A 21,659-nucleotide genomic window follows, 5' to 3' on the forward strand; every position below is an offset into this window, starting at 1 on the left:
ACGTTCCTTTCACAATCAGGATGCTTCTCTGTTGGCTTCATTATAGAGACATAAGGGTAATCATTCTATCTACTCAGATGACATGAATAGCAAATATGTGACTTTTGCGGAAAAAAACATAACATTATATGAAACTTGTATGTTATAAAATTAAAAATAAAGCAAAAAGCCGCATCAGACAGCGGTCCTTACAAGGAAGAACCACAGCCCGATGCGGCTGGTAGCTGGCGTTAGATGCAGCTTAAGACTGGCGGTGAATCCGCCGGTAATCCTGCGGCGTCAATCCGGTGAGCTTGCGGAACAGCTTGGCAAAATAAGAAAAATGAACATAGCCAAGACCTTCAGCGATGCTGCTGATCTTCTCATTGGACTCTACCAGCAGCTGTTTTGCCCGTTCGATGCGCTGTTGTGTAATATATTCTGACAGAGACATGCCTGTCTCTTTGCGGAACAGGCGCGACAGGTAAGCCGGATTCCGGCCTACCAGATCGGCAATTTCATCCCGGCTCAAGTCTGTCTGCAGGTGATCCTGGATATACTGATGGGCTTTGGCAATAGCCGGTGAAGCGTTCCGCGTTATGCCCGAGAAGGCGTCTGCGGTTTTGGATGAGAGCCTGACTGCCCATTGCAGCAAATGCTGCGGAGAGCGGGTAGCCAGCGGATCGTTAAGCTCCTGCACGCTGGCCAGATCGTAGATGGATAAGCCTTTGCGGCGGGCAGTCTGGTAGAACAGGTGCAACAGCCCGTAATAGATTTGTTCCAGCGTTTCCCGGCTGGCCAGTTCCTCCTGCAGTCTCCTTACGGTCAGCTCAAGCAGTGAGATCAGCTCATCCTGCCGGCCCTGTTCAAGCAGCTCTGCCCATTCACCGGGACTCGGCACCGTGCCGGGTTCGAGTGGAACTCCCGTACCGCCTGTCACTGCCGCATCTATGACCGATTGAGGCGAGGAGACATTGGTTCGTTCGGCCTGCACCAGCCTGCCGGTGGCCTCAGCCAGCTCCTCCACGCGAGCCGGTGCGCCGACATAGCAGGAGGCCTGGCAGTGAAATTGCCCGGAAGAAGCTACGAATCTGCGGCAGCGCTCAAGCAGCGCCTCGCGGTCAGGAAGCTGATCCTTTGTACAGTAGAGCAAAACCAGGTTCAGCTCATGACTGTCCTGAAACACGATTCCGTCAAAGGTTCCGACAATGCTCTCTGCCGCTTCTTTCCGGAGGGCGTATTCCATGATGGTCTCCTCCTGGGCGCTCATCTCCTCCTTCCAGTGCTCAATGCTCAGCAATACAGGGAGGACACAGCTCTCCGCAGTCAACGGGATATTATAAAGTGCGAACTGGCGGTTTAGCCGCTCGCGCTGAAAAGGGATGCGTCCGGCCAGCAGATCCTGCCAGAAGCGCTCGACCAGAACGGGGAGCTGCTTGTTCCAGTGAAGCTGCTGCTTCTCCAGCAGCTCGCTGAAGGATTGGCGGATACGCTGTGCAGCTATCTCTTCCAGGGCGCGGCTGACAATATCCTTCAGCAGCCCATGATCAATTGGCTTAAGCGCGTAATCGAAGCAGCCCAGCTGCAGCGCCTCGCGGGCATATTCAAACTGGGCATGCCCGCTCAGGAATACCACCAGCGTGTGCGGGAAATGATCGTGAATCCAGCGCAGCAGCTCAAGGCCGTCTGCTCCCGGCATCTCAATATCGGAGATGACTAGATCAATGTGCTGCTGCTCCATCACTTGCTTCGCTGCTGTGACACTGCCGGCCTCGAGGATGGCAGAGAGCGGCAGGCCGCTCCAGTCAATGCCCTGAGTGATCCCTTTAAGTGCATAAATTTCATCATCGACCACCAGCATCTTTGCCATCGTCGTTGTCCCCCGTTTCCTGTTGTGTTATCCCGGTATGCATCTCCTGAAAGGTGCTCTGCTGCTGAAACGGCAGCATGACCTCAACGACAGCGCCGCCTTCCGGGCTGTTGCGGAACTGAATGCCTTCCTGCTCCCCGTACATAATCCGGTACCGCCGCAGCACATTCCAGATACCGAGGTGCTTTTCACCCATGCCGTCCGCGAAGATGCCGCCGTCCAGTGCTTCAAGCAGCGCGGGCGGAAAGCCCGGGCCGTTATCGGAGATCAGAACCCGGATGTACGGTACCGGGGCTTCCGCAGCTTCCTCGGAATGGATCAGCACACGGAATGGTGTGCCATCCGGCTGCCTGCGGGCCAAGCCATGTACAATGGCATTTTCCACAAAGGGCTGTAGCAGCAGCGGAGAGATATTCAGCTTCAGGTGCCCAGGCGGCACGCTGATCTCATAATCCAGCATGTCCACATAGCGAAGCTTTTGAATCTCCAGGTAATGGCGGATATGGGCAAGTTCACTCTCCAAGAGAACGGTTGTCCTGTCGCCATGCATCAGGAAACGGAAGTAATCAGCCAGATGCAGCGACATTTTCTGCACCGATGCATAGTCCTTGAGTGCAGCCATGTTATAAATGATGTTGAGTGTGTTCATATAAAAATGCGGGTTAATCTGCATCTGGAGATGTTTGTATTCGGCTTTCTGGACCCGCAGCTGCTCTTCATAGACATCAATTTTGAGCGCTTCAATCTGCCGGGCCATTTCGTTAAAGGTGGTTGTCATGAGCGAAAACTCTCTGGTATCGGTGGCCTGTGCAGGCAGTCGCACATCGAGCATCCCGTAGCCGAGCTTTCGCATCCCGCCGATCAGACCGGTTAAAGGGCGGAACAAAAAGCGCTGCAGATACAGGAGATAACCGCAAATTGCGATGACAGAAAGCAGAGGGACCCAGTAATAAAGCATTTTTTGCAGCATGGGCAGATTCTTGAGAATGTAGGACTCAGGGGTAACAACCACGTAACGGATGTCCGAATATTGTGATGCTTCCGTAAGCACAAGATAGTTCTTGTTCTTCCACCGGAGGGTGTCCGCACCGGGGTTCATATGCAGCACGGCTGTGCGGAAATCGCGGTCCAGTCTGTCCGGAAGCTGAATGGAGGAGAGCAGGCTGCCCCCGCCGTCCATGATAAAAACAGAGCCCTCGGAGCCGACATCAAGCGAGGCAAGCGTCTGGTTCAAGGTATCTGTCCGGACAAGCGCACCGTCAAGCATCCCGAAGCCGATGTCGATAGCTTTGATTAGATAGGCATCGCCGTCCTGCGCCGTCAAAATCTCCCAGCGGTCGCTTTGCAGCGGCTGATCCGCGATGAATTTAGAGGAATAGGTGCTGAGCAGCAGATTCAGTGCACTGGATTTGTTGATGTTCTGGGTAGCATATAGCGGGTAGTTGCTTTCCTTAGTTAAATAGACGAAGAAGGTGTCTACCATTTTATAGTAGTTCGTATCGATCAAAAAGCGGTTGTACAGACGTACCTTGGCGAAAGTATACTCCGGGTCGCTGACAGGCAGTGTTTTGAGGGAGAGCATTTCGGAATCATTGGAGGTGCCTAGCTGAATGAGAAAATTATAGGTGCTTTTCAGCAGCGTGTCATTGGCATTGACCTCAGTGCGGATCAGACTGCCGTAATTAGCCGAAAGCTGGGCCCGTACTATACGGGCGGCGTAAAGATTATTGTACATGAGGAACAGAACGAGCGGAGCCACAATGAGGAGAAATCCGAATATGATCCGAAAACGCACCGACCGCCAGTACCGCATCTGACCCCTCCTGATCCGTTAAAATGTTTTGCATATTAGAATAACGCAATGTTTTGGTTTTGCCAACAATCAAGGACAGAGATCGGGGGAGGTTAACTGCGAAAGTTGCATCTTTGTTATGCGGGCTAAGGAATTGGTATGTCGTCTCCAGAATGCGGACCCTATACTGAAATCGACTGGCACAAGGCCAGAATTCGACAAGGTTCTACAAGAGGGGGAGTGTTCAGATGTACCGCAAAGGAATATCCAAAATCCTGATCGCCGGGCTCCTGTTGTCAGGAGTTCAGGTTCCGGGGCACGCAGGGATTGTGCAGGCGGACGGCAGTAAGGATCAGGCTGGACTGTCAGCAGCTACAGGCAGTACAGCAGTACAAGCGGCCGGTTATGCCGATATGAAGCAGCACTGGGCTTCGGCTGCAGTGAACAGGCTGTCAGCCGCAGGAATTCTGCAGGGTGACGGTGAAGGGCAATTCCGGCCGGGACAGCCGGTCTCGCGGGCCGAGCTGGCCGCCATCGTGAGCCGGGTATTCCGTTACACGGATGCCGGCCGAACTGCATTCAGTGATGTAAGCGCTTCTTCCTGGTACTCCCAGGATGTCAGCCGGGTTAGTGCAGCAGGCGTAATCCAGGGGTATGCAGACGGCCGGTTCCAGCCGGGGGCTGCTGTCACCCGCCAGGAAGCCATGACGATGCTGAGCCGGGCGTTCTCGCTTACGGCAGGCTCAGAGGCTGCGCTGGCATCACAGTCTGACGCAGCAGCGGTCAGCGGCTACGCTAAGGAAGCGGTGAGCGCTATGCTGGACGCCGGTTACCTGCGCGGCGATGCCGGAGGCAAGCTGAATCCCAAGGCGCAGTTGACCCGGGCCGAGCTGGCTGAGCTGCTGGGACGCATGATCGGATGGATCAGCACTGCCGAAGGGAGCCAGTCTATTGGCAACGTCTCCGGCAATGTGATCATCAACCGGGCAAATGTGCAGCTCCAAGGGGGAGACGTTAACGGTAACCTTTATGTGACTGCCGGAGCAGGAGAAGGAGAAGTACCGTTCTCGGGCATCAAGGTACAGGGAACGGTACATATCACAGGAGGCGGCAGCCACTCAGTCATCTTCCGTAAAGCTGCGCTGGGGCAGGTTAAGCTGAACAAGCCCGCAGCGCCGGTAAGGCTTGTCCTGGAGGATGGCAGCTCCGCAGCGCGGATCGAGCTGCTTCAGCCGGCCAAGGTGGAGATCGGGACCGGTTCCCGGGTAGACCACCTGGTCACGGGTGTGAACGCCGCCGGTTCAGAAATTGTGAACCGGGGGCAGATCAGCCTGCTGGAGAACCAGGCTGACCGTGTGCTGCTGAACGGGCTGGCGCTCCGGAAGGGCGAGACGCTGCGCGGCTTGACCGGCAATGGAGCTACAGCGCAGGCCAGCACTGCGCCAACCGCAGCGCCTGGGTCCGCGGCGGGCGGCGGAAGTGCAGGCGAGGCTACGCCTGCACCAACAGCTGCACCGACGGCAGCGCCAACCGCAGTGCCAACGGCCGCACCAACCGTAGCACCGACTCCAACCCCGCCAACCGAGAGCAATCCGTGGGAGCTGGTCTGGAATGATGAATTCGACGGCCACGCGATCGATGAGGGCAAATGGAATGTCCAGGATACCGGAACGGTATACAATAACGAGCTGGAATATTACCATCCGGACAACGCTTCACTGACTACGGAGAGCGGGAATAGCGTGCTGGAGCTGGAAGCCAGGAAGCAGGCTTACGGCGGGAAGGATTATACCTCCGCCAAGCTGACCTCCAAGATGAAGGGCGACTGGACCTACGGCAAGTTCACCGTGCGCGCCAAGCTGCCGATTCAGCAGGGCATGTGGCCGGCCATCTGGATGATGCCGACCGATGACGAGACGCAGTACGGCCCTTGGCCGGGAAGCGGCGAGATGGACATTATGGAGCTGACCGGCCCTGTGGCGGGTGAGACGGAGAAGGCGGATCTGTATCCGAGAACCGTGCACGGCTCGCTTCATTACGACATCCCGCATATGTCCCAGTCCAAGACCTATGTGCTGCCGGAAGGCCAGACCTTCGCCGATGAGTACCATGACTTCACACTGGAATGGCTTCCGGGCCTGATCCGGTATTATGTGGACGATAACTTGTATTTCGAGACCAGCGACTGGGGCACGAAGGCCGACGGCCAGCCGGATTACTACACGTATCCTGCGCCGTTCGACCGTCCGTTCTACATGATTCTTAACCTGGCGGTGGGCGGCGACTGGCCGGGCGATCCGAAGGCTGACTTCAAGTCGGATAAAATGTATGTCGATTATGTTCGTGTCTACAAATACAAGAACCTGGATCAATGGCCGGATGTCACTGGACAGCGGCCGACGAAGCCGGAGCTATCGACTCCGCAGCGTCCGGCTCTTCCTGACGGCAACCAGATCTATAACGGTGACTTCGAGGGTGCAGCCGCAGCGGATGGCGTGCCGGAATACTGGCAGCTGATCAAGAATGCAGGCGGCAGCGGAACAGCCTCTGTTATTGATGATCCAGATAAAGGCAAGGCCGTGAAGGTTGCCATCCAAGAGGCGGGAACCCAGAATTATTCCATTCAGCTGACCCAGATGCCGCTGCTGCTGGAGCAGGACAAGGCCTACAAGGTGACGTTCGATGCCAAGGCGGATGCCGCGCGGCCGCTCATGAGCAAGCTGACGGAATTCGGCGGCGGATGGACGGCGTATTCCAAGGAGCGCAATTTCCAGCTTACGACGGACTGGAAATCGTATGAATACAGCTTCACGATGACTAAGGCGTCTGACAACAATGCCCGGTTCGAGTTCAATCTGGGCCAGAACGATATTACCGCCTATTTCACCAATGTGCGGGTGACCGAGACGGAGGCAGAGCCGGTGGTGCGCACACCGCTTGCAGACGGCAATCTGATCTATAACGGAGGCTTTGATCTGGGAGCAGCGCGGCTGGGCTACTGGAGCTTTGCCGTAAAGCCGGACTCTGGAGCAGCGGCACAGGCCAGTGTAACCAGTACGCTGGAGCTGCCGCTGATGAAGCGGGAATTCAAGGCGGACATCCAGCAGGCCGGAGGGTCGCCGGAGGCTGTGACACTGACCCAGACTGGCATTCCTATGTCTTCAGCGGGAGTCTATCAGCTCTCATTCGCGGCCAGATCGGATCAGGCGCAGCCGCTTGGCATCAAGCTGGAGAACAGCGGCGGGCAGACCGTCTACCCGGATGGATCAGTGTTCACGCTAACGCCGGAATGGAAGAACTATACTGCAGAGATTGCCTTGTCCGGCGGTTCGGGTACGGAAGGTACACTGTCGTTCCTGCTTGGGCAGGCTGCAGGGCAGACCGGGATTGACAATGTCCGTCTGGTGAAGATGGCTGATCCGCCGTTACTTGGCAACTACCTGCATCTGCGGGGAGACCAGTATTGGACCGCCTCGGGCATCAGTCTTGTGCCAAGCGGTGAAGGCGGCAAGGATGTCACCAGCATTGATGAAGGAGATTCAGTCGAATACAAAGTGGTTCTGCCTGAGGCTGCGACAATTGTTCCGGTAACGCGGGTATCCAGTGTCTCAGCAGATTCAGTGCTTAAGCTATCTGTGCTGGATGCCGGCAAGCAGAGCGTGACTGGAGCAGTCTACAGCATGGCTGTGGGCGATACGGGCGGTCTTAAGAACTACCGTGCCATCGTTGGGACACCGCTCGCGCTGCCGGCGGGAAGCTATTACATCCGTCTGGGCGGCAGCGGCTACAATCTGGCCTGGCTGGATCTGACCCGCGAGCTGGTGGTGAACGGCAGCTTCAAGGATGCCTCCACGGACAACTGGAAACTGTTCAAGAAGGACTGGGATGACAACGATCCCGGGAAGAGCACAGTAATGAACGCTGTATATGGAGAACTTCAGATCAACCTGGGCGGAACCGGAACAGAGGCTTGGCATGCACAGGTGAAGCAAGCAGGCATCCCTGTAGAGCAGGGCAAGAAATATCTGCTGCGCTTCGATGCCGATGCTTCGGTCGCCAGAGAGATTAAAGCGCTGGTTCAGCATGACGGGACGGACGATGGCAACTGGACGCCTTATCTGGAGCAGGAAGTGAGACTCAGCCCGGACGGCGGGCATTATGAATACCTGTTCACCGCGAAGGCAACGGATTCTGCAGCCGTGCTCCAGTTCAGCCTGGGCAAGATCACCGAAGAGCTGGGAGCGCACACGGTGAAGCTGAGCAATATCTCCCTGCTTCAGGTAAGTCCGGTGCTGGATGGTGAGGCTTACGGGGAGAACCTGGTGCCTAACGGGGACTTCTCAGCTCCGCTGAAGGGCTGGAGCAGCTATTCCTCCGACAGCGGAGAGCTGTCGATTGACAATGTGGACGGAGCACTTCAGATTCAGGTGGGCTCCACAGGGAAGAACAGCTGGGACCGGCAGGTCTTCTATGAAGGCATCGCCTACAATGAAGGCAATCATTATACCTTAACCTTCAAGGCTAAGGCATCCGCTGAACGCAAAATGAACATCAGCATAGGCTGGCTGGATGTCGCGAACAATTATACCTGGCACGGATATACGAGCAAGATTGTGGACTTGGGCACGGGATATCAGGAATATACCGTAGAATTCAATGTTGCGGAAGACAGTACTTCCATTGGCCGCATTTCATTCGAGCTGGGGAATATCGAGAATGGCGGCGCCGGTCATCTGGCGGTGGATATCGATGATATTGTCTTGACCAATAACGGAACAGCAGGTACTCCGTAATCCATGCTTTAGATTTTGTTATTCAGACTTGTGATTTGGTATTTAGACTGGCCGCAGGCGCTTTTATAATCAAGACATGGAGGACGGGCCACCGTTCTCCATGATTCACCAAACGAGAGATATGGGGGAATTCATTGTGAACAAGACAGCGGTATCCATCGCTGCACTGCTTATGGCCTTCTCGGTAGCAGCCAGTGCATGCGGGAACAACAACACTCAATCAAGTTCTGCTAACAACGGGGGAAAGAAAGAGGAGAGCAGCAGTACAGCAGCTCCGGCAACGCCAAGCAATGATCCGGTTACGCTGAACGCCTGGGTGATGCCGAACAGTCCGAAACCGGATGCGGACTTCCTGAAGACACTTGAACCTTATCTGAAAGAGCATCCGAATGTGACTATGAAGGTTACTGTGCTGGACTGGGGCTCTGCCTGGACTAAGATTACAACTGCGGCAACCAGCGGCGAAGGCCCGGATCTGCTCCAGCTCGGCTCGACTTGGGTTCCGGCAATTGCCAGCATGGGCGGTATTGATAAAATCACTGACAAAGTAGCGGATGTGGGCGGCGCTGAAGCCTTCCTGCCGGCGATCTGGAAGACCACCTCCATTGCAGGCGACAGCGAGGTATACGGAGTGCCTTGGTTCGTGGATGCCCGTGCAATCTACTACCGCACAGATGTATTCAAGCAGGCGGGTGTAGATACCGCAACAGCGTTCAAGGATTGGGATTCCTTCAAGAGCGCATTGAAGGCTGTTAACGGACAGACTGTCGACGGCAAGAAGATTGCTGCGCTTGGACTTCCGGGCAAAAACGACTGGAACGTGGTACACAACATCTTCCCTTGGATCTGGGCTGCTGGCGGTGACGTTCTCTCCGCAGACAATAAGAATGTAGTCTTCAATGACGATAAAGGCCTTGACGGTGTAATGTACTACACCGGACTTGCTGCCGAAGGACTGGTGGACAAGTCTTCTCTCGAGAAGAACTCCTCCCAGATCGAGAGTGACTTCGGTGACGGCAAATCGGCGGTGATTATCTCCGGTCCATGGCTGGCGAAGAACTTCGTTACCCCTAAGGCTAACGGCGGTATGGATGACAAGCTGGCAGCGAAGAATTTCGCCGTGGCTCCGCTTCCAGCCGGTCCGAGCGGACAGGCTACCTTCGTAGGCGGCAGTGAATTGACGGTGTTCAGCGGCTCGAAGAACAAAGAAGCCACTTGGGATGTGATTAAATACCTGACCGGCGATGAAGCACAGAAGGCATACGCTGCTGTATCGGGCCAGCTTCCGGCCAAGCTGTCGCAGCTTGAATCCCCGGATCTGGATGCCAACATGAAGGCCTTCACTGAGGCTGTTAAATACGGAAGAACCTATCCGTCCATCCCGCAATGGGGACCTACTGAAACGGCATTGCAGAAGCACTTCGCCAATGTGTGGGATATCGTTGCCGGTGTGAAGGGCACGTATAGCAGAGAGAGCGTGAAGGAAGAGCTGGATTCCGCAGCAGCAGAAGTTAAGGCCATTATTAACCAATAGAAATAACGGAAAGCCGCCGCAGGGTAAGGGTGCGGCGGTTCTTCCCTTAGCAGAAGTGAGGGATACGAGATGGGACTCCATACTGAGAAAAGTCTGTCTGCCAAAAGCACCACCAGCAAGCGTGGAGTGCTGCTCAAGCGGATCAGAGACAATAAATTTGCTTACATGCTGATGGTGCCAACCATCATTTTCATGCTGCTTGTGCACTTGCTTCCGATGGTTCAGGGCTTCTGGATGTCCTTCCTGAAGCTGAACCAGTTCACACTGGTCAAATATCTGAAGGCACCGTTTGTCGGCATCGACAATTACGTGGGCCTGTTGTTCAACACTGACAATCCGGTCCGCCAGGGACTTAATTTCGCTATCCGCAACACCGCAATTTATGCTGTGATCGTTACGATCGGCGTCATGTTCATGGGCCTGATGATGGCCATGCTGCTGAACCGTGATTTTCCGGGCCGCAGTATTGCCCGCACCGCCATGCTGCTCCCGTGGGTTGTTCCGTCCTATGTGGTCGGCGTCCTCTGGGGCTTCATGTGGCAGCAGAACGGGATCATCAACTATATCCTGGTGGATGTGCTGCATCTGATGAATGAGAAGCCGTTCTGGCTGCTCGGACCCAACACGCTCTGGGCCATTATTATTCCAACCATCTGGCGCGGCTGGCCGTTCCTGATGGTCATTTTCCTCGCGGGGCTTCAGACGATTCCTGAAGATATCTATGAAGCGGCGACCATTGACGGGGCAGGCAAGTTCCGCCAGTTCTGGAACATGACACTTCCGATGCTGAAGCCGGTTATTGCCGTACAGCTCTTATTCCAGATTATTAACAACGTCTACTCCTATAACATCGTCTCCACGATGTTCGGCAACGGCGCCGGATATCCGGGCGAATGGGGAGACCTGCTGATGACTGCCTTGACCCGCCAATCCTTCGGGTATTGGGCCTTCGGTTCGGGTTCTGCCGCATCCATTATGCTGATGTTCGCCATGCTGATGGTGGTCGGAGTCTGGTACCGCGTCTTTAGATCGGAGTTGAATGCCCAATGAGTACACACCGTAAACGTTCTGTTAATTCGTTCCTGCTGACCACCCTGACTTGGGTGATTGTGATCCTGACGGTCTTCCCGATTCTCTGGATGATCTTCACCTCACTGCACTCCAATGACCAGATTCTGAACGGGATTACCACCTTCAGTCTGCCGAAGCCGCAGTGGGTTAACTATATCAACATGTGGGATACCGTGAACTTTGCCGTCTATTTCCGCAACAGTCTGCTGATCTGCGGGGCAACCACCCTGCTGGCCGGTTCCTTCGCGGTGTTAGCCGGATATGCGCTGGCCCGGTTTGATTTTCCGGGATCGAAGCTGTTCAGCATGAGCATTATCTCGACCCAGCTCATTCCGGGGATTATGTTCCTGTTCCCGATCTATCTGATGTTCCTGTGGATCAAGAATTCCATCGGCCTGCCGATGATCAATACGTACTGGGGCATGATTCTCGTCTATACGGCGTTCTATACCCCGATCAGCATCTGGATTATGCGCAGCTTCTTCGTGTCGATCCCCAGGGATCTGGAGGAGTCCGCTTCAATTGACGGCTGTACGAAATTCCAGGCCTTCTACAAAATCATCCTGCCGCTCTCCCTGCCCGGCATTATTGCGACAGGTATCTTCATCTTCCTGACCGCCTGGGATGAGCTGCTGTTCGCCTGGGTGCTTACGACCAGCTCGGATGTACAGACGATTCCGGTCGGTATCCGCCTGTTCGTCGGCCAGTACAATACGCGTTATGACCTGCTGATGGCGGCTTCTACGGTGGTTACCGTGCCGGTTATGGTCATCTTCTTCATGACTCAGAAATACTTTATCAGCGGTATGACTGCGGGTGCGGTTAAGGGTTAACCGAATCTAACAGCATACCAGCAAAGAGGAAAAGAGGAGACGTATCATGCTTACATTCCATACTGCAAGACAAACCTCAGCTTCGGCTGAGGATATCCTGCGGCAGGCCTTCGCGGACCGGACCGGCAGCGCACCGCTCAGCGCTGTCTTCACCGACTCGCAGCGCTGCGGCGCGGTCGGCATCACCGGCCTGCCGCTCCGCCTGCCGGCTATCCAGGAGCTGCTGAAGCTCCCGGTAGTGGCGGCGCTGCTTCCGGCGGAAGCCGGGGCCTCTGCGCTGTTCACCCTGGGCGGGGACGGCAAGGAATTGTCCCTGCATATCCGCCAGGCCGGAAGCGGGGAACAGACCGCCAGCATCCCGGCGGCCACAGCCAGCGAGATGCTGGCGCTGCTTAAGGCCGCGCCCGGCTGGGCGGGGGCTCTTAACGCCGAGGGCGAGCATGTCATCGACCTGCGGTCCCCGGTTCCGGGTCCGCACTTCGCGGTCAATCTGCTGCTGGGCAACCGGCTCGAATTCCCGCATCCGCTCCAGACGACGCCGAAGAGCGTGGTCGACCGGCTGGGCGGCGGAAGCTTCCGTTCCCATGCCGCCACCCAGGTACTGGCGACCCGCTGGGATATGCGCCAGGAGGAGAACGGCTTCCCGGCTAACCGCCAGTTCTATCTGTTCGAGGACGGGAAGCAGATTTTCTATTCAGCGGAGCCGGGCGGGGAAGGCATTGAATCGGCAGTCTGCCGTCATTCGCAGAATGCAACCGTCATTACATACCGACTGGACAGCGGACTTGAGATCATCCGCACCATTTTCATTCTGCCGCATGCCGCTGGCCTGCCCCTGGCTACGGAGCTGCAGCGGATTGAGATCGTGAACCATGGGGAAGTCGAGCGCCGTCTGCGCCTGGTGTATACCGGGATGTTCGGTTCCGCGGCTCCAGGGGCACTGTTCGAGGATGTCCTGTACAGCAACGTGATCATGCAGGGCGGGGTGCTGCAGGATGAATCCGGCGCGGTCGCAGCAGTCAGCCCGGATTATTACCCGGATGGCGGACGCCATGATCTGCGCTTCCATACGATGATCATCCACGGGGAAGATGGCGCGGTCCTGCCGCGGGAATACTGTGTTAACTACAATGAATTCGTGGGCACCGGCTCGCTGCACCGTCCGTCCGGGGCGCTGAAGCTGAGCAGCATTCTGCACCGCAAGGGGCCGGGCTTCTTCGCGGTAGCGGGAGAGATTAAGGTTGCTGCAGGAGCTTGTGCGGCGGTTGACCAGTTCACCGGACTCGTCTCCGACAAGAGCGGTGCAGCCTGGGGAGAGACCGTGCTGCAGGATGAGGTCGGCGCGCTGATTGCCCGCTTCACCAGCCGCAGCGCGGCAGAGGAAGCTCTGGCGGATTCGCAGCAATTCGTGAAGGATTACGCAAGGTTCCTGCAGGTATCCTCCGGTGATGCGGATTTCGACCAGTTCGTGAACCGCAACCTGCCGTTCCAGGTGCTCTACCAGAGCTTCGTCTCGCGTTCCTTCTGCCAGACCCAGAAGGGCTACCGGGAGATCGGATTCCGCGAGATTCAGGATTTGTATGCCTCGATGTACTACTTCGTCGGGATGGGCCGCAGCGGACTCGTGAAGAGCCTGCTGAAGGAATGGACCGGCATGGTCTTCGAGCTGGGCTATGCGTACCACAATTTCTTCTGGGTGGGCAAAGAGCCGGGCAAATGGTCCGACGATGCGCTGTGGCTGATCCAAGCCGTCTACCGGTATGTCATGCTGACCGGAGATGTGGAGTTCCTGGATGAATCCTGTCCGGTAGCGGGCAAAGATGCGGCCCGGCCGGTATTCGAGACCCTGAAGGCGATTATTGTCTATTCGGGACAGATCTCGATCGGACGCCACGATCTGCCGCTGCTCGACTTCGCAGACTGGAACGACTGCCTGAAGCTGGATGACACTTACTTGAACGGACCGGCCAAGGAAGAGCTCTACCGGAAGCAGCTTGCGGCTGGCGGTGTCTTCGGGGATTCGCTGGAGAGTGATTATTCAGAGAGCGTCATGAACGCCTTCCTGCTGAAGGTGGCGGTAGATGAGCTGTCTGCTCTGGCGGTCCGCAAGGGCGAACATGAATATGTAGAGGGGCTGAATCAGTTCGGCGAAAAGCTGCGCGGGCGCATTCAAGAGCATGCCTGGAAGGGTGATTTCTTCGCCCGCGTGCTGTTCAACCGTTACCCGGACGGAGAGTACACGTATCTCGGCGCTGCCGGAGACGGCATGTCCTCTGATCCGGAGAAGGACGGTTCGTACTTCCTGAACTCCTTCAGCTGGAGCATTCTGGCCGGCTGCGCGGATGAAGCCCAGATTGGGATCATGCTGGATACGATGAAGAAGCATCTGATGACCCCTTACGGCATGAAGCTGGTCTCTCCGGTCGCGCTGGGCCGCGTGTCTACACATACGGCCTCGGACGAATACTTCCCGGGTGACCGCGAGAACGGCGGCGTGTTCAAGCATGCCTGCATGATGGCCGCTGCCGCTATGTTCAAGGGAGCCAAGGAAGTGTCCAGCCCGGACCTGGCTGCCGAGCTGTCCCGCCTGGGATATTGGCTGCTGGACCGGATTGTACCGTTCAAGACGATGGAGGATCCGTTCGCGGTCTGCGGGAATCCACGGTTCTGCACGCAATACAACAACAGCGAGACCGGTGAGAACATCGGTCCGATGCTGAGCGGCACCTCGACCTGGCTCACCCTCTCGCTGATGGAAGCGCTGGGTATTGAATATACAGCGCAGGGCATCGCGCTGAATCCGGTGCTGCGTGAAGAGCAGACCGAATTCAGCTATACCCTGAAGCTGGGCAGCTCCTCCTACCATATCCGGGTCCGCAAGCCGGAGGGCTTCAACCGGATGCAGGACGGGGCGGCACGCCTGACGCTGGACGGCCAGGCCCTTACAGACGGCCTGGTGCCGGCAATCGATGACGGACTCTCCCATGAGGTAGAGCTGGTCTTCGGAGACTAGGCGTTCCTAGAGCGCCCGGTCCCGGAATTCATGCGGGGTCATCCCCGCATATTCCTTGAACAGCTTAATGAAATAATGGGCGTTGGAGTAACCAAGCTCGGAGGACACCTCATATATTTTCAGCGGCGTATGGATCAGCAGATACGCCGCTTTTTCCATCTTGGCCTGGCTGATATAATCGCTGATCCGCTTGCCGGTCTCCAGCTTGTACATCTTGGAGAGATAGACCGGGTGCATCTGCACATGATCGGCAATCGCCTGGAGGGAGACGTAGTGCAGATTGCGGTCGATATACTCATGGACTGTGCGGATCAGCTCAGACCGGCTGTTGCGCTGCTCAGATTCGAAATACTCTCTCAGCAGACGGATCACCTCCATCGCCCATTCCCGCAGCTTGTCCGGCGTCTGGAAGGGAGCCTCCTCCAGCAGCGGATTGCCGGCAATCTCGCTGAGCATCTTGTTGTTCTTGTGGGCGAAGTAATAGAAGGCCGTCTCCAGATGCAGGCGGGCTTCATGAATATGCTCCAGCGAATGCTCCGCGCTGTGGGCCAGCTCGGACACAATGGCATTCAGCTTGTCCTCGATGCCCTGCCAGTTGTTCGCTTCGAACATATGGAACAGCAGCGGCGGCTCGTACAGCGGTTGAAGAATCTCTACAGATTGCGAGCCGCTGTTGTCTGTAGTGTCAAGGTAGATCCCGGTTTCGCTGCCGATATGCTGGCGGATGGCGGAGATGGCGGTCTGGTAGAGGGGATAGACCTGACCAGGGAAGTCCCCCCAGCCCGTGGTGACTACGGACAGGCCGCCCCCCATTAAGGTGCTGACATGATTCTGCAGCTGGTAGGCGGCCTGGGCGACCGCATTGCCCGGATTGCCGTCCTGCAACGTGTCCTCCCGGGGCTGGAGCAGGAACACCAGATAGTCATGCACATCCTTGCAGGACCAGATCAGGAACCTGTCCTGGAACAGCTCCTGGGCGATGTTAATGATCGCATATTCGAACAGCAGCATGCTGTGCATATCCTGACGGCGGAAGAATTCCTCGGGACGGACCACGGCCAGGCAGACGGGCTGCTCCGTAGAGAACGGCAGATCGAACTGGTCCAGCCGCTCCTGCAGCTGCGGCCCGGGCAGCTTGCGGCCCTGCAGCAGCTCCCCGAGCAGCCGGTCGCGCAGGATCGGCAGATGCTCGCGGAAGGTCTGCATCGTCCGCTGGTGGGAGGACCAGGCCTCCCAGTCGCTGCGCAGCTTCTCCTGCAGCTTGCCGATGACCGAGATCAGCTGGTCATTGGCAATCGGCTTAAGCAGATAAGCGCTGGCCTGCTCCTCAATGGCCTTGCGGGCGTATTCAAATTCGGCATATCCGGTCAGCATAACTACCCGGATATGCTTCCAGCGTCTGCGGATGGCCGCAATCAGCTCGGTGCCCGAGAGCTCAGGCATATTAATATCAGTCACTACGATGTCGATGGGATAGCGCTGAAGCAGCTCCAGCGCCTCATACCCGGAGTAGGCCTTATGGACCTGGCCGAAGCCCATGTCCGCCCAGGGAATTGATATGGACAGATCATCAACAACATAGGGTTCATCATCAACCAGCAGGATTTGGTGCATCAGGTTCCTCTTTCTTCTCCATGAGGAGAGTTGTGGTTAAGCCGCCTTCCGGGGAAGGGGCAATCAGCAGGCCGGAGGACTCGCCGTAATGCGATTTGAGACGCTGCTGGATATTCCATAGCCCGCAGCCGCCGTCCTCACGGGTGGTTTCGGAGATGCGGGCCTCAAGTGCCGCAATCGCCTCCGGGGTCATGCCGGCGCCGTTGTCCCCGACAGTAATCTGTATGAATCCGGCGGTACTTGCGGCGGTGATCCGGATGGAGCCCTGCCCGATTCTTCGCTCAATGCCGTGAATGATACTGTTCTCCACCAGAGGCTGAATGAGCAGCCGTGGAATTTGCAGGCCGAGCAGCTCCTCCTCGATCTCTACCTCGTAGCGGATACGCTGCTTGCGCAGATTCTGAATCTTCAGGTAATTCTCCAGCAGCTTCAGCTCATCCTGAAGGGTGGTGAGAGAGTGGTCCACCTTCGTAATATAGCGGTAATATTCACCGAGATTGAGGGCCATAGCCTCGACCGAATCGGTATCACCGATAGCGGCCTTGCTCTTGATGAAGAATAAGCAATTGTACAGAAAATGCGGATTGATCTGGGACTGCAGCTGCTTCAGATGGGCATCCTTGGCCCGGAGCTGCTCCACATAGACCTGCTCAATCAGCGACTGAATCTGCTCGGCCATGTCGTTGAACTCCTCATTCAGCATGGTGAATTCAGGATTGGTCCGAGCATGGATCCGGGTGGACCAGCGTCCTTCCTTCATCCGGTTCAGCGAGCGCAGCAGCAGGCTGACCGGGCGCTGGACCTGACGGTAGAGCTGGAAGGCGAAGAACAGGCTCATCGCCAGCAGGATGGCGGAGCCGGTCAGGAACGAATAGCGGCTGCTGCGGATCGGCTGCAGAATCTGCTTCAGCGGCGAATAATGCACGACCTGCCAGTTCACGGCCGAGGAGGGCACGGAGCTGACCAGGTAGCTGCTTTTCTTCAGATCGAAGATGTCCGAGGTGTTCTGCCCGCCCGTCAATTTCAGCGCTGAGGTGATCTGCTCCGCCATGGACCGGTCTGAGCCGCGCGGGAGGATGATCCCGAGGGACGGATGATAGAGGAAGGTATCCCCCTTGTTCTGCGACTGGTAGGTCTCGAACATACGTTCAATATTGGAGACCGGAAAATACATCGACAGCAGCAGCTGCGCTTCCCGGGGATGCCCGATGTCCTGTGCGGGGTCGGACAGCACCAGCCGGAAGCCTGCTTCTGCGCCGGAGCTGTCCTCGGATATATACTCCCAGCCGGCCACGGGCGGCTTCTCCAGAATTGAGGTATCGAAGGAGAGGGAGGAATCCGACCCCAGCGTCTCCCCGCTGCCCGGCTTGTACAGAACGATCCGGTTCTCCCACGTGCTGGAGCTGGTCTGCAGGGAGAGCTTCTCCAGCACGGTCATAATGGTCTCCGCAGGATCAATGAGGTGCCCGAGCTCGGTGATCTGCTCATAATCCCGGAGGGTCGGGTCCCGCTGGAGCGCGTACATGCTGCCTGCCAGCTGGTTGATATTGTTATCCATCTGCTGGGTCAGGAATTCCAGATGATTCAGGTCAGTGGTTTTGATCTGCTCCGTGATGACTCCGATATCCTTCCGGTAGGAGAAGCCGTAGAACAGAAGCGTGGCGGCAATCAGGGAGAGCAGAATGGCCACCATTTTGACAAATAGATTCGGACGCCAAGCCGTCATAAGATCATCCTTTGCAAGACATTTGCTGTAATATGGAGAAGTGTATCATAAGCTCATGAAGTCGATTATAATACAATTTGTCCGCCGCATAGAACACTACGAAAAGCAGGTGGTTTCATGAAAATCCGTTTCCCGCTGCTTCTGCTGCTCTTGGCTCTGCCAGGCTGCTCTTGGCACAGCGCTGACGTCAGCCCGCCGCCGGCTGCCCCGCAGAGCACAGCCCCGCACTTCAATGCGGTAGAAGGCAAATACGATCCCCCTGTGGATTTGTATACAGTAGGCTCCGTGAACCCGAATCTGGTCTTCAAAAAAGGGGAGAGCCTGGAGCATAATGTGCATACCGTCTGGGCCGAGCAGCGGCTTGGCATCCGTATCCGCTATCTGTGGACCATCTCCGGCACCTCCGAGACCTATGCCAACAAGCTGAGGCTTGAGCTGGCCAAGGGCAATATGCCGGATGTCGTCACCACCCGGGATGCCGATATTATCCAGCAGCTGATTGACTCCGGGCAGTTCATGGAGGTCGGCAGCCTGTTCGAGCAATATGCTTCTGAGGTATGGAAGAAGGCTGTGGCTGAGGATGTCTCAGCATGGGACCCTTTCGTGCGCAGCGGGCGCAAGTATGCGATTCCCATTATGGATTATGAATATAACTCCGATCCGCTGCTCTGGATCCGCCAGGACTGGCTGGACAAGCTGAACCTTGAGGTTCCGCAGACCCTGGATGAGCTGGAGCAGGTCATGGATGCCTTCGTCAACCGTGACCCGGACGGCAACGGAATGAAGGATACCTATGGCCTGTCGGTCGGGTTCCGTAATGGCCCCAGCACCTGGATGGGCGACAGCAGCTGGATCTTCGGCGCCTTCGGCACGGTTCCCGAGCAGTGGAACCGCCGGAGTGACGGGACGCTGGAATACGGGTCCATCCAGCCGGCTGCGCGCAAGGCTTCCCAGCTCATGAAGAAGTGGGTGCAGAAGGGGTATCTGACCGCCGACAGCGCCTGGCTGGATGAAGAAGGTGCGGCCAACCAGTTCATCTCCGGCAAGGCCGGAATTATTGCCGGGCCATTCTGGATGCGCGGCTGGCCCTTGTCCGCCTTGACGGACGCGGACCCGCAGGCCCGCGTCCGGGCCATCGCCATTCCTGCGGGACCGGACGGGCAGGTGATGCGCAGAGGCACTCTGCCGGTTAACGGCGCGATCCTGATTAACAAGAAGATGAAGTATCCTGAAATTTTCTTCACCTACCAGAATTATTTGTTCGATTCCTATGCCACCTCTACCGGCGAGTTAGCTAACGGCCTGGCCGAGGGCTATGACTGGGCGATGGCCGGCGGCAGGCCAAGCGCCCATCCTGAGGCACTGCCTCAGGGCTACATCCGCGTCGCTTCCTACACACTGACCTTCGACGGCGCACGGATTCCCTCCGGGGTCGTCCGGGAGATTCCGAAGGATATTGCTCCCGTGCTGCTCGGCCAGAAGGAGGCTTCACGCAAGGAACAGTTCACGGGACCGCCAACGGCGACGATGAAGCGTGACGGCGAGCTGCTGAAGAAGCTGGAGCAGAAAAGCCTGCAGAACATAATATTTGCGGACAGCGGCATCGAAGCCTTCGATGAGTTCGTCAGCAAATGGAAGGCGTACGGAGGCTTGACCGAGACCTCAGAGGTCAATGCCTGGGACCACAGCCGCCGGTGAATGCCGCAGGGACAAGAAACCGCCTCATACAAGGCGGTTTCTTGTCCTATCAGCGGCGGAGCCGGTTGTCACTTGCCTGGTGCCGGATTCGGAGTATAGCGGAACTGGTCATAATAGGCGTGGAGCGGGGCGGTTCCGTCATACGGCTCCAGCCAGGAGTCTACGCCTGTCCCGTTCCAGAGATTCATCATCATGCGGCCCGGTGTCGACGGGAGATTCTCGGTTGCGGTATGAACCGGCTTGCCGTCCACATACCAGGTAATGGAGTCCTTCTGCCAGTCGAAGCCGTACCAGTGAAATTCCCGGGAGGCATCGAAGCCGAGGTCAATTACCTGTTCATGCCCGCCTATGCCGTCAGTGAAGTAGTTCAACTGCAGCTGCCGGGTGTTTTTACCGAGGAATTCGATGTCGATTTCATCCCAAGGCTCCCCTTCGGAAGGTCCGGTATAAGTGAAGAAGGAGGAGACGATCCCGGGATTCGCCGCCGGCTTCATCCGGATTTCATATTTGCCGTAGCTGTATTTCTCCTGGGTCCGGTATTCCGCACCATCGTACACGCCGGGCGAAGGGCTGGTGAGCGACAGGGTCAGAAGCCCGTCATCGGTAAAAGAGATGTTGTCCGCGCGCCAGGTGCAGTTGAACATATCCCCGTTGGAATACCCGTCTGTCTTCTTCCAGAATGATTCATTGAACATCTTGAAGTCATCCGTCACGCCTGCTGCGGCGGATTCCGGTGCGGGCATCAAGGCCCAGATCCCTATGGCTGCCGCCGACAGAGCCGCTAGGGCTGCTGCCGCTGTGATTATCCTGCTGCGTCTCAAAGCTGCTCCTCCTGTAGTCTTGTCTTAATACTTACTATATATCGTACTGAAAGCGGACTGTACCTGCTATACCAATGTGCCGATTGGAATAACAAATTATGAAGGTACGGTCAGCCCTGTGATGGGCAAAAAAGACCCCGCCCGATGCCGCTTGCTCATCGCCGGGGTCCGTTCCACTTAGGCAATCAGTTGCCGGTAAACTTCAGCCAATCATAATAGGCGTACAGCGGATTCGCTCCGTTATAGGAACCCAGCCAGGAATCTACGCCGGCGCCGTTCCAGAGGTTCATCATGATTTTGCCGGGGCGGGACGGAATGTTGCTGGTTGCCGTATGCTTCAGCACACCATCGACGTACCATTTGATATAGCCCGGCTGCCAGTCGAACGCATAAGTATGATAGCTCTGGGAGGCATCGAAGCCGAGATTGACGATTTTCTCATGCCCGCCGACGCCGTTCGTATAATAATTGAATTGGACCTTGGTCGTATCCTTGCCCAGGAATTCGATATCGATCTCATCCCATGGCGTTCCGTCGGAAGGCCCGGTATAGGTGAAGAAGGAGGAGACGATCCCGGTATTCTTGGCCGGCTTCATACTGACTTCATATTTGCCGTACCCGTACTTGTTCACTGAACGGTATTCCGCACCGTCAAATTTATTGTTGCTGGGACTGGTCAAGGCCAGACGGAGCTCACCGCCGCCGGTGAAGGAGATATTGTTCGCGCGCCAGGTACAGTTGAACATTCCGCCGTTGGAATAGCCGTCCGCTTTTTGCCAGGTGGCTGCGTTGAAGTAAGTCAGGGGTTCATAGAAGACAGTGGCCGCCGACACGGACGGCGCTCCAGCCAGCGTACCGGCCAGCAATAGCGTCAAGCTCATACCCAATACCTTGGATAACCTTTTTATCATGAAC

General features: G+C 56.6%; 12 protein-coding genes. 6 read left to right on the forward strand and 6 right to left on the reverse strand.

The window, feature by feature from the left end; genetic code table 11:
* Positions 1 to 241: 241 nt before the first annotated feature.
* Both K1558_RS20195 and K1558_RS20200 read right to left on the reverse strand, forming a co-directional pair.
* Positions 242 to 1,849, reverse strand: a complete 1,608-nt coding sequence (locus tag K1558_RS20195) for a helix-turn-helix domain-containing protein (protein WP_238653462.1) — start codon at positions 1,847 to 1,849, stop codon at positions 242 to 244.
* Positions 1,824 to 3,662: a sensor histidine kinase gene (locus tag K1558_RS20200; RefSeq protein ID WP_238653463.1), complete on the reverse strand. Its 1,839-nt coding sequence runs from the start codon at positions 3,660 to 3,662 to the stop codon at positions 1,824 to 1,826. The genes K1558_RS20195 and K1558_RS20200 overlap by 26 nt, the downstream gene beginning before the upstream one ends.
* Positions 3,663 to 3,889: 227 nt before the next feature.
* On the opposite strand from K1558_RS20200, the gene K1558_RS20205 reads away from it, so the two are divergent.
* The 5 genes from K1558_RS20205 (at position 3,890) to K1558_RS20225 (ending at position 14,885) form a co-directional block, all read left to right on the forward strand.
* The gene (locus K1558_RS20205) at positions 3,890 to 8,434 is read left to right on the forward strand and encodes a carbohydrate binding domain-containing protein (RefSeq protein WP_238653464.1); all 4,545 of its coding nucleotides are present in this window, start codon (positions 3,890 to 3,892) and stop codon (positions 8,432 to 8,434) included.
* 136 nt (positions 8,435 to 8,570) lie between these two features.
* Positions 8,571 to 9,968, forward strand: coding sequence for a sugar ABC transporter substrate-binding protein (locus K1558_RS20210; RefSeq protein WP_238653465.1), 1,398 nt, complete (start codon positions 8,571 to 8,573; stop codon positions 9,966 to 9,968).
* A gap of 69 nt (positions 9,969 to 10,037) precedes the next feature.
* Complete coding sequence (locus K1558_RS20215; protein ID WP_238653466.1) at positions 10,038 to 11,018, forward strand: carbohydrate ABC transporter permease; 981 nt, start codon at positions 10,038 to 10,040, stop codon at positions 11,016 to 11,018.
* Entirely contained in the window at positions 11,015 to 11,872 is an 858-nt protein-coding gene (locus K1558_RS20220; RefSeq protein ID WP_238653467.1) for a carbohydrate ABC transporter permease, read from the forward strand. Before K1558_RS20215 ends, K1558_RS20220 begins: the two co-directional genes overlap by 4 nt.
* A 46-nt stretch (positions 11,873 to 11,918) precedes the next feature.
* Positions 11,919 to 14,885, forward strand: a complete 2,967-nt coding sequence (locus tag K1558_RS20225; RefSeq protein ID WP_238653468.1) for a GH36-type glycosyl hydrolase domain-containing protein — start codon at positions 11,919 to 11,921, stop codon at positions 14,883 to 14,885.
* Between the two features lie 6 nt (positions 14,886 to 14,891).
* Here the strand turns inward: K1558_RS20225 and K1558_RS20230 are convergent, their stop codons facing one another.
* Together K1558_RS20230 and K1558_RS20235 are read right to left on the reverse strand one after the other, a co-directional pair.
* The gene (locus tag K1558_RS20230; protein WP_238653469.1) at positions 14,892 to 16,499 is read right to left on the reverse strand and encodes a response regulator; all 1,608 of its coding nucleotides are present in this window, start codon (positions 16,497 to 16,499) and stop codon (positions 14,892 to 14,894) included.
* A complete protein-coding gene (locus K1558_RS20235; protein WP_238653470.1) occupies positions 16,477 to 18,225 on the reverse strand; it encodes a sensor histidine kinase in 1,749 nt (582 codons plus the stop codon). Before K1558_RS20235 ends, K1558_RS20230 begins: the two co-directional genes overlap by 23 nt.
* Positions 18,226 to 18,342: 117 nt before the next feature.
* On the opposite strand from K1558_RS20235, the gene K1558_RS20240 reads away from it, so the two are divergent.
* Positions 18,343 to 19,923, forward strand: coding sequence for an extracellular solute-binding protein (locus K1558_RS20240; RefSeq protein ID WP_238653471.1), 1,581 nt, complete (start codon positions 18,343 to 18,345; stop codon positions 19,921 to 19,923).
* A gap of 68 nt (positions 19,924 to 19,991) precedes the next feature.
* Here the strand turns inward: K1558_RS20240 and bglS (K1558_RS20245) are convergent, their stop codons facing one another.
* Positions 19,992 to 20,666, reverse strand: a complete 675-nt coding sequence (bglS, locus tag K1558_RS20245; protein WP_238653514.1) for a beta-glucanase — start codon at positions 20,664 to 20,666, stop codon at positions 19,992 to 19,994.
* Positions 20,667 to 20,929: 263 nt separating this feature from the next.
* Positions 20,930 to 21,625 carry a beta-glucanase gene (bglS, locus tag K1558_RS20250; protein WP_420800455.1) on the reverse strand — a complete coding sequence of 232 codons (696 nt, stop codon included), beginning with the start codon at positions 21,623 to 21,625 and terminating at the stop codon, positions 20,930 to 20,932.
* Between the last annotated feature and the right edge of the window lie 34 nt (positions 21,626 to 21,659).

Source organism: Paenibacillus piscarius (assembly GCF_022234545.1).
In the GTDB taxonomy this organism is placed as follows: Bacteria; Bacillota; Bacilli; order Paenibacillales; family Paenibacillaceae; genus Paenibacillus_AQ; species Paenibacillus_AQ piscarius.

Bases quoted from the DNA above. Each gene is read 5' to 3' on its own strand.
- K1558_RS20235 (WP_238653470.1), bottom strand. From the start codon at position 18,225: ATGACGGCTTGGCGTCCGAATCTATTTGTCAAAATGGTGGCCATTCTG.
- bglS (WP_420800455.1), bottom strand. From the start codon at position 21,625: ATGAGCTTGACGCTATTGCTGGCCGGTACGCTGGCTGGAGCGCCGTCC.
- bglS (WP_238653514.1), bottom strand. From the start codon at position 20,666: ATGCCCGCACCGGAATCCGCCGCAGCAGGCGTGACGGATGACTTCAAG.
- K1558_RS20230 (WP_238653469.1), bottom strand. From the start codon at position 16,499: ATGCACCAAATCCTGCTGGTTGATGATGAACCCTATGTTGTTGATGAT.
- K1558_RS20215 (WP_238653466.1), top strand. From the start codon at position 10,038: ATGGGACTCCATACTGAGAAAAGTCTGTCTGCCAAAAGCACCACCAGC.
- K1558_RS20200 (WP_238653463.1), bottom strand. From the start codon at position 3,662: ATGCGGTACTGGCGGTCGGTGCGTTTTCGGATCATATTCGGATTTCTC.
- K1558_RS20240 (WP_238653471.1), top strand. From the start codon at position 18,343: ATGAAAATCCGTTTCCCGCTGCTTCTGCTGCTCTTGGCTCTGCCAGGC.
- K1558_RS20220 (WP_238653467.1), top strand. From the start codon at position 11,015: ATGAGTACACACCGTAAACGTTCTGTTAATTCGTTCCTGCTGACCACC.
- K1558_RS20225 (WP_238653468.1), top strand. From the start codon at position 11,919: ATGCTTACATTCCATACTGCAAGACAAACCTCAGCTTCGGCTGAGGAT.
- K1558_RS20205 (WP_238653464.1), top strand. From the start codon at position 3,890: ATGTACCGCAAAGGAATATCCAAAATCCTGATCGCCGGGCTCCTGTTG.
- K1558_RS20195 (WP_238653462.1), bottom strand. From the start codon at position 1,849: ATGGCAAAGATGCTGGTGGTCGATGATGAAATTTATGCACTTAAAGGG.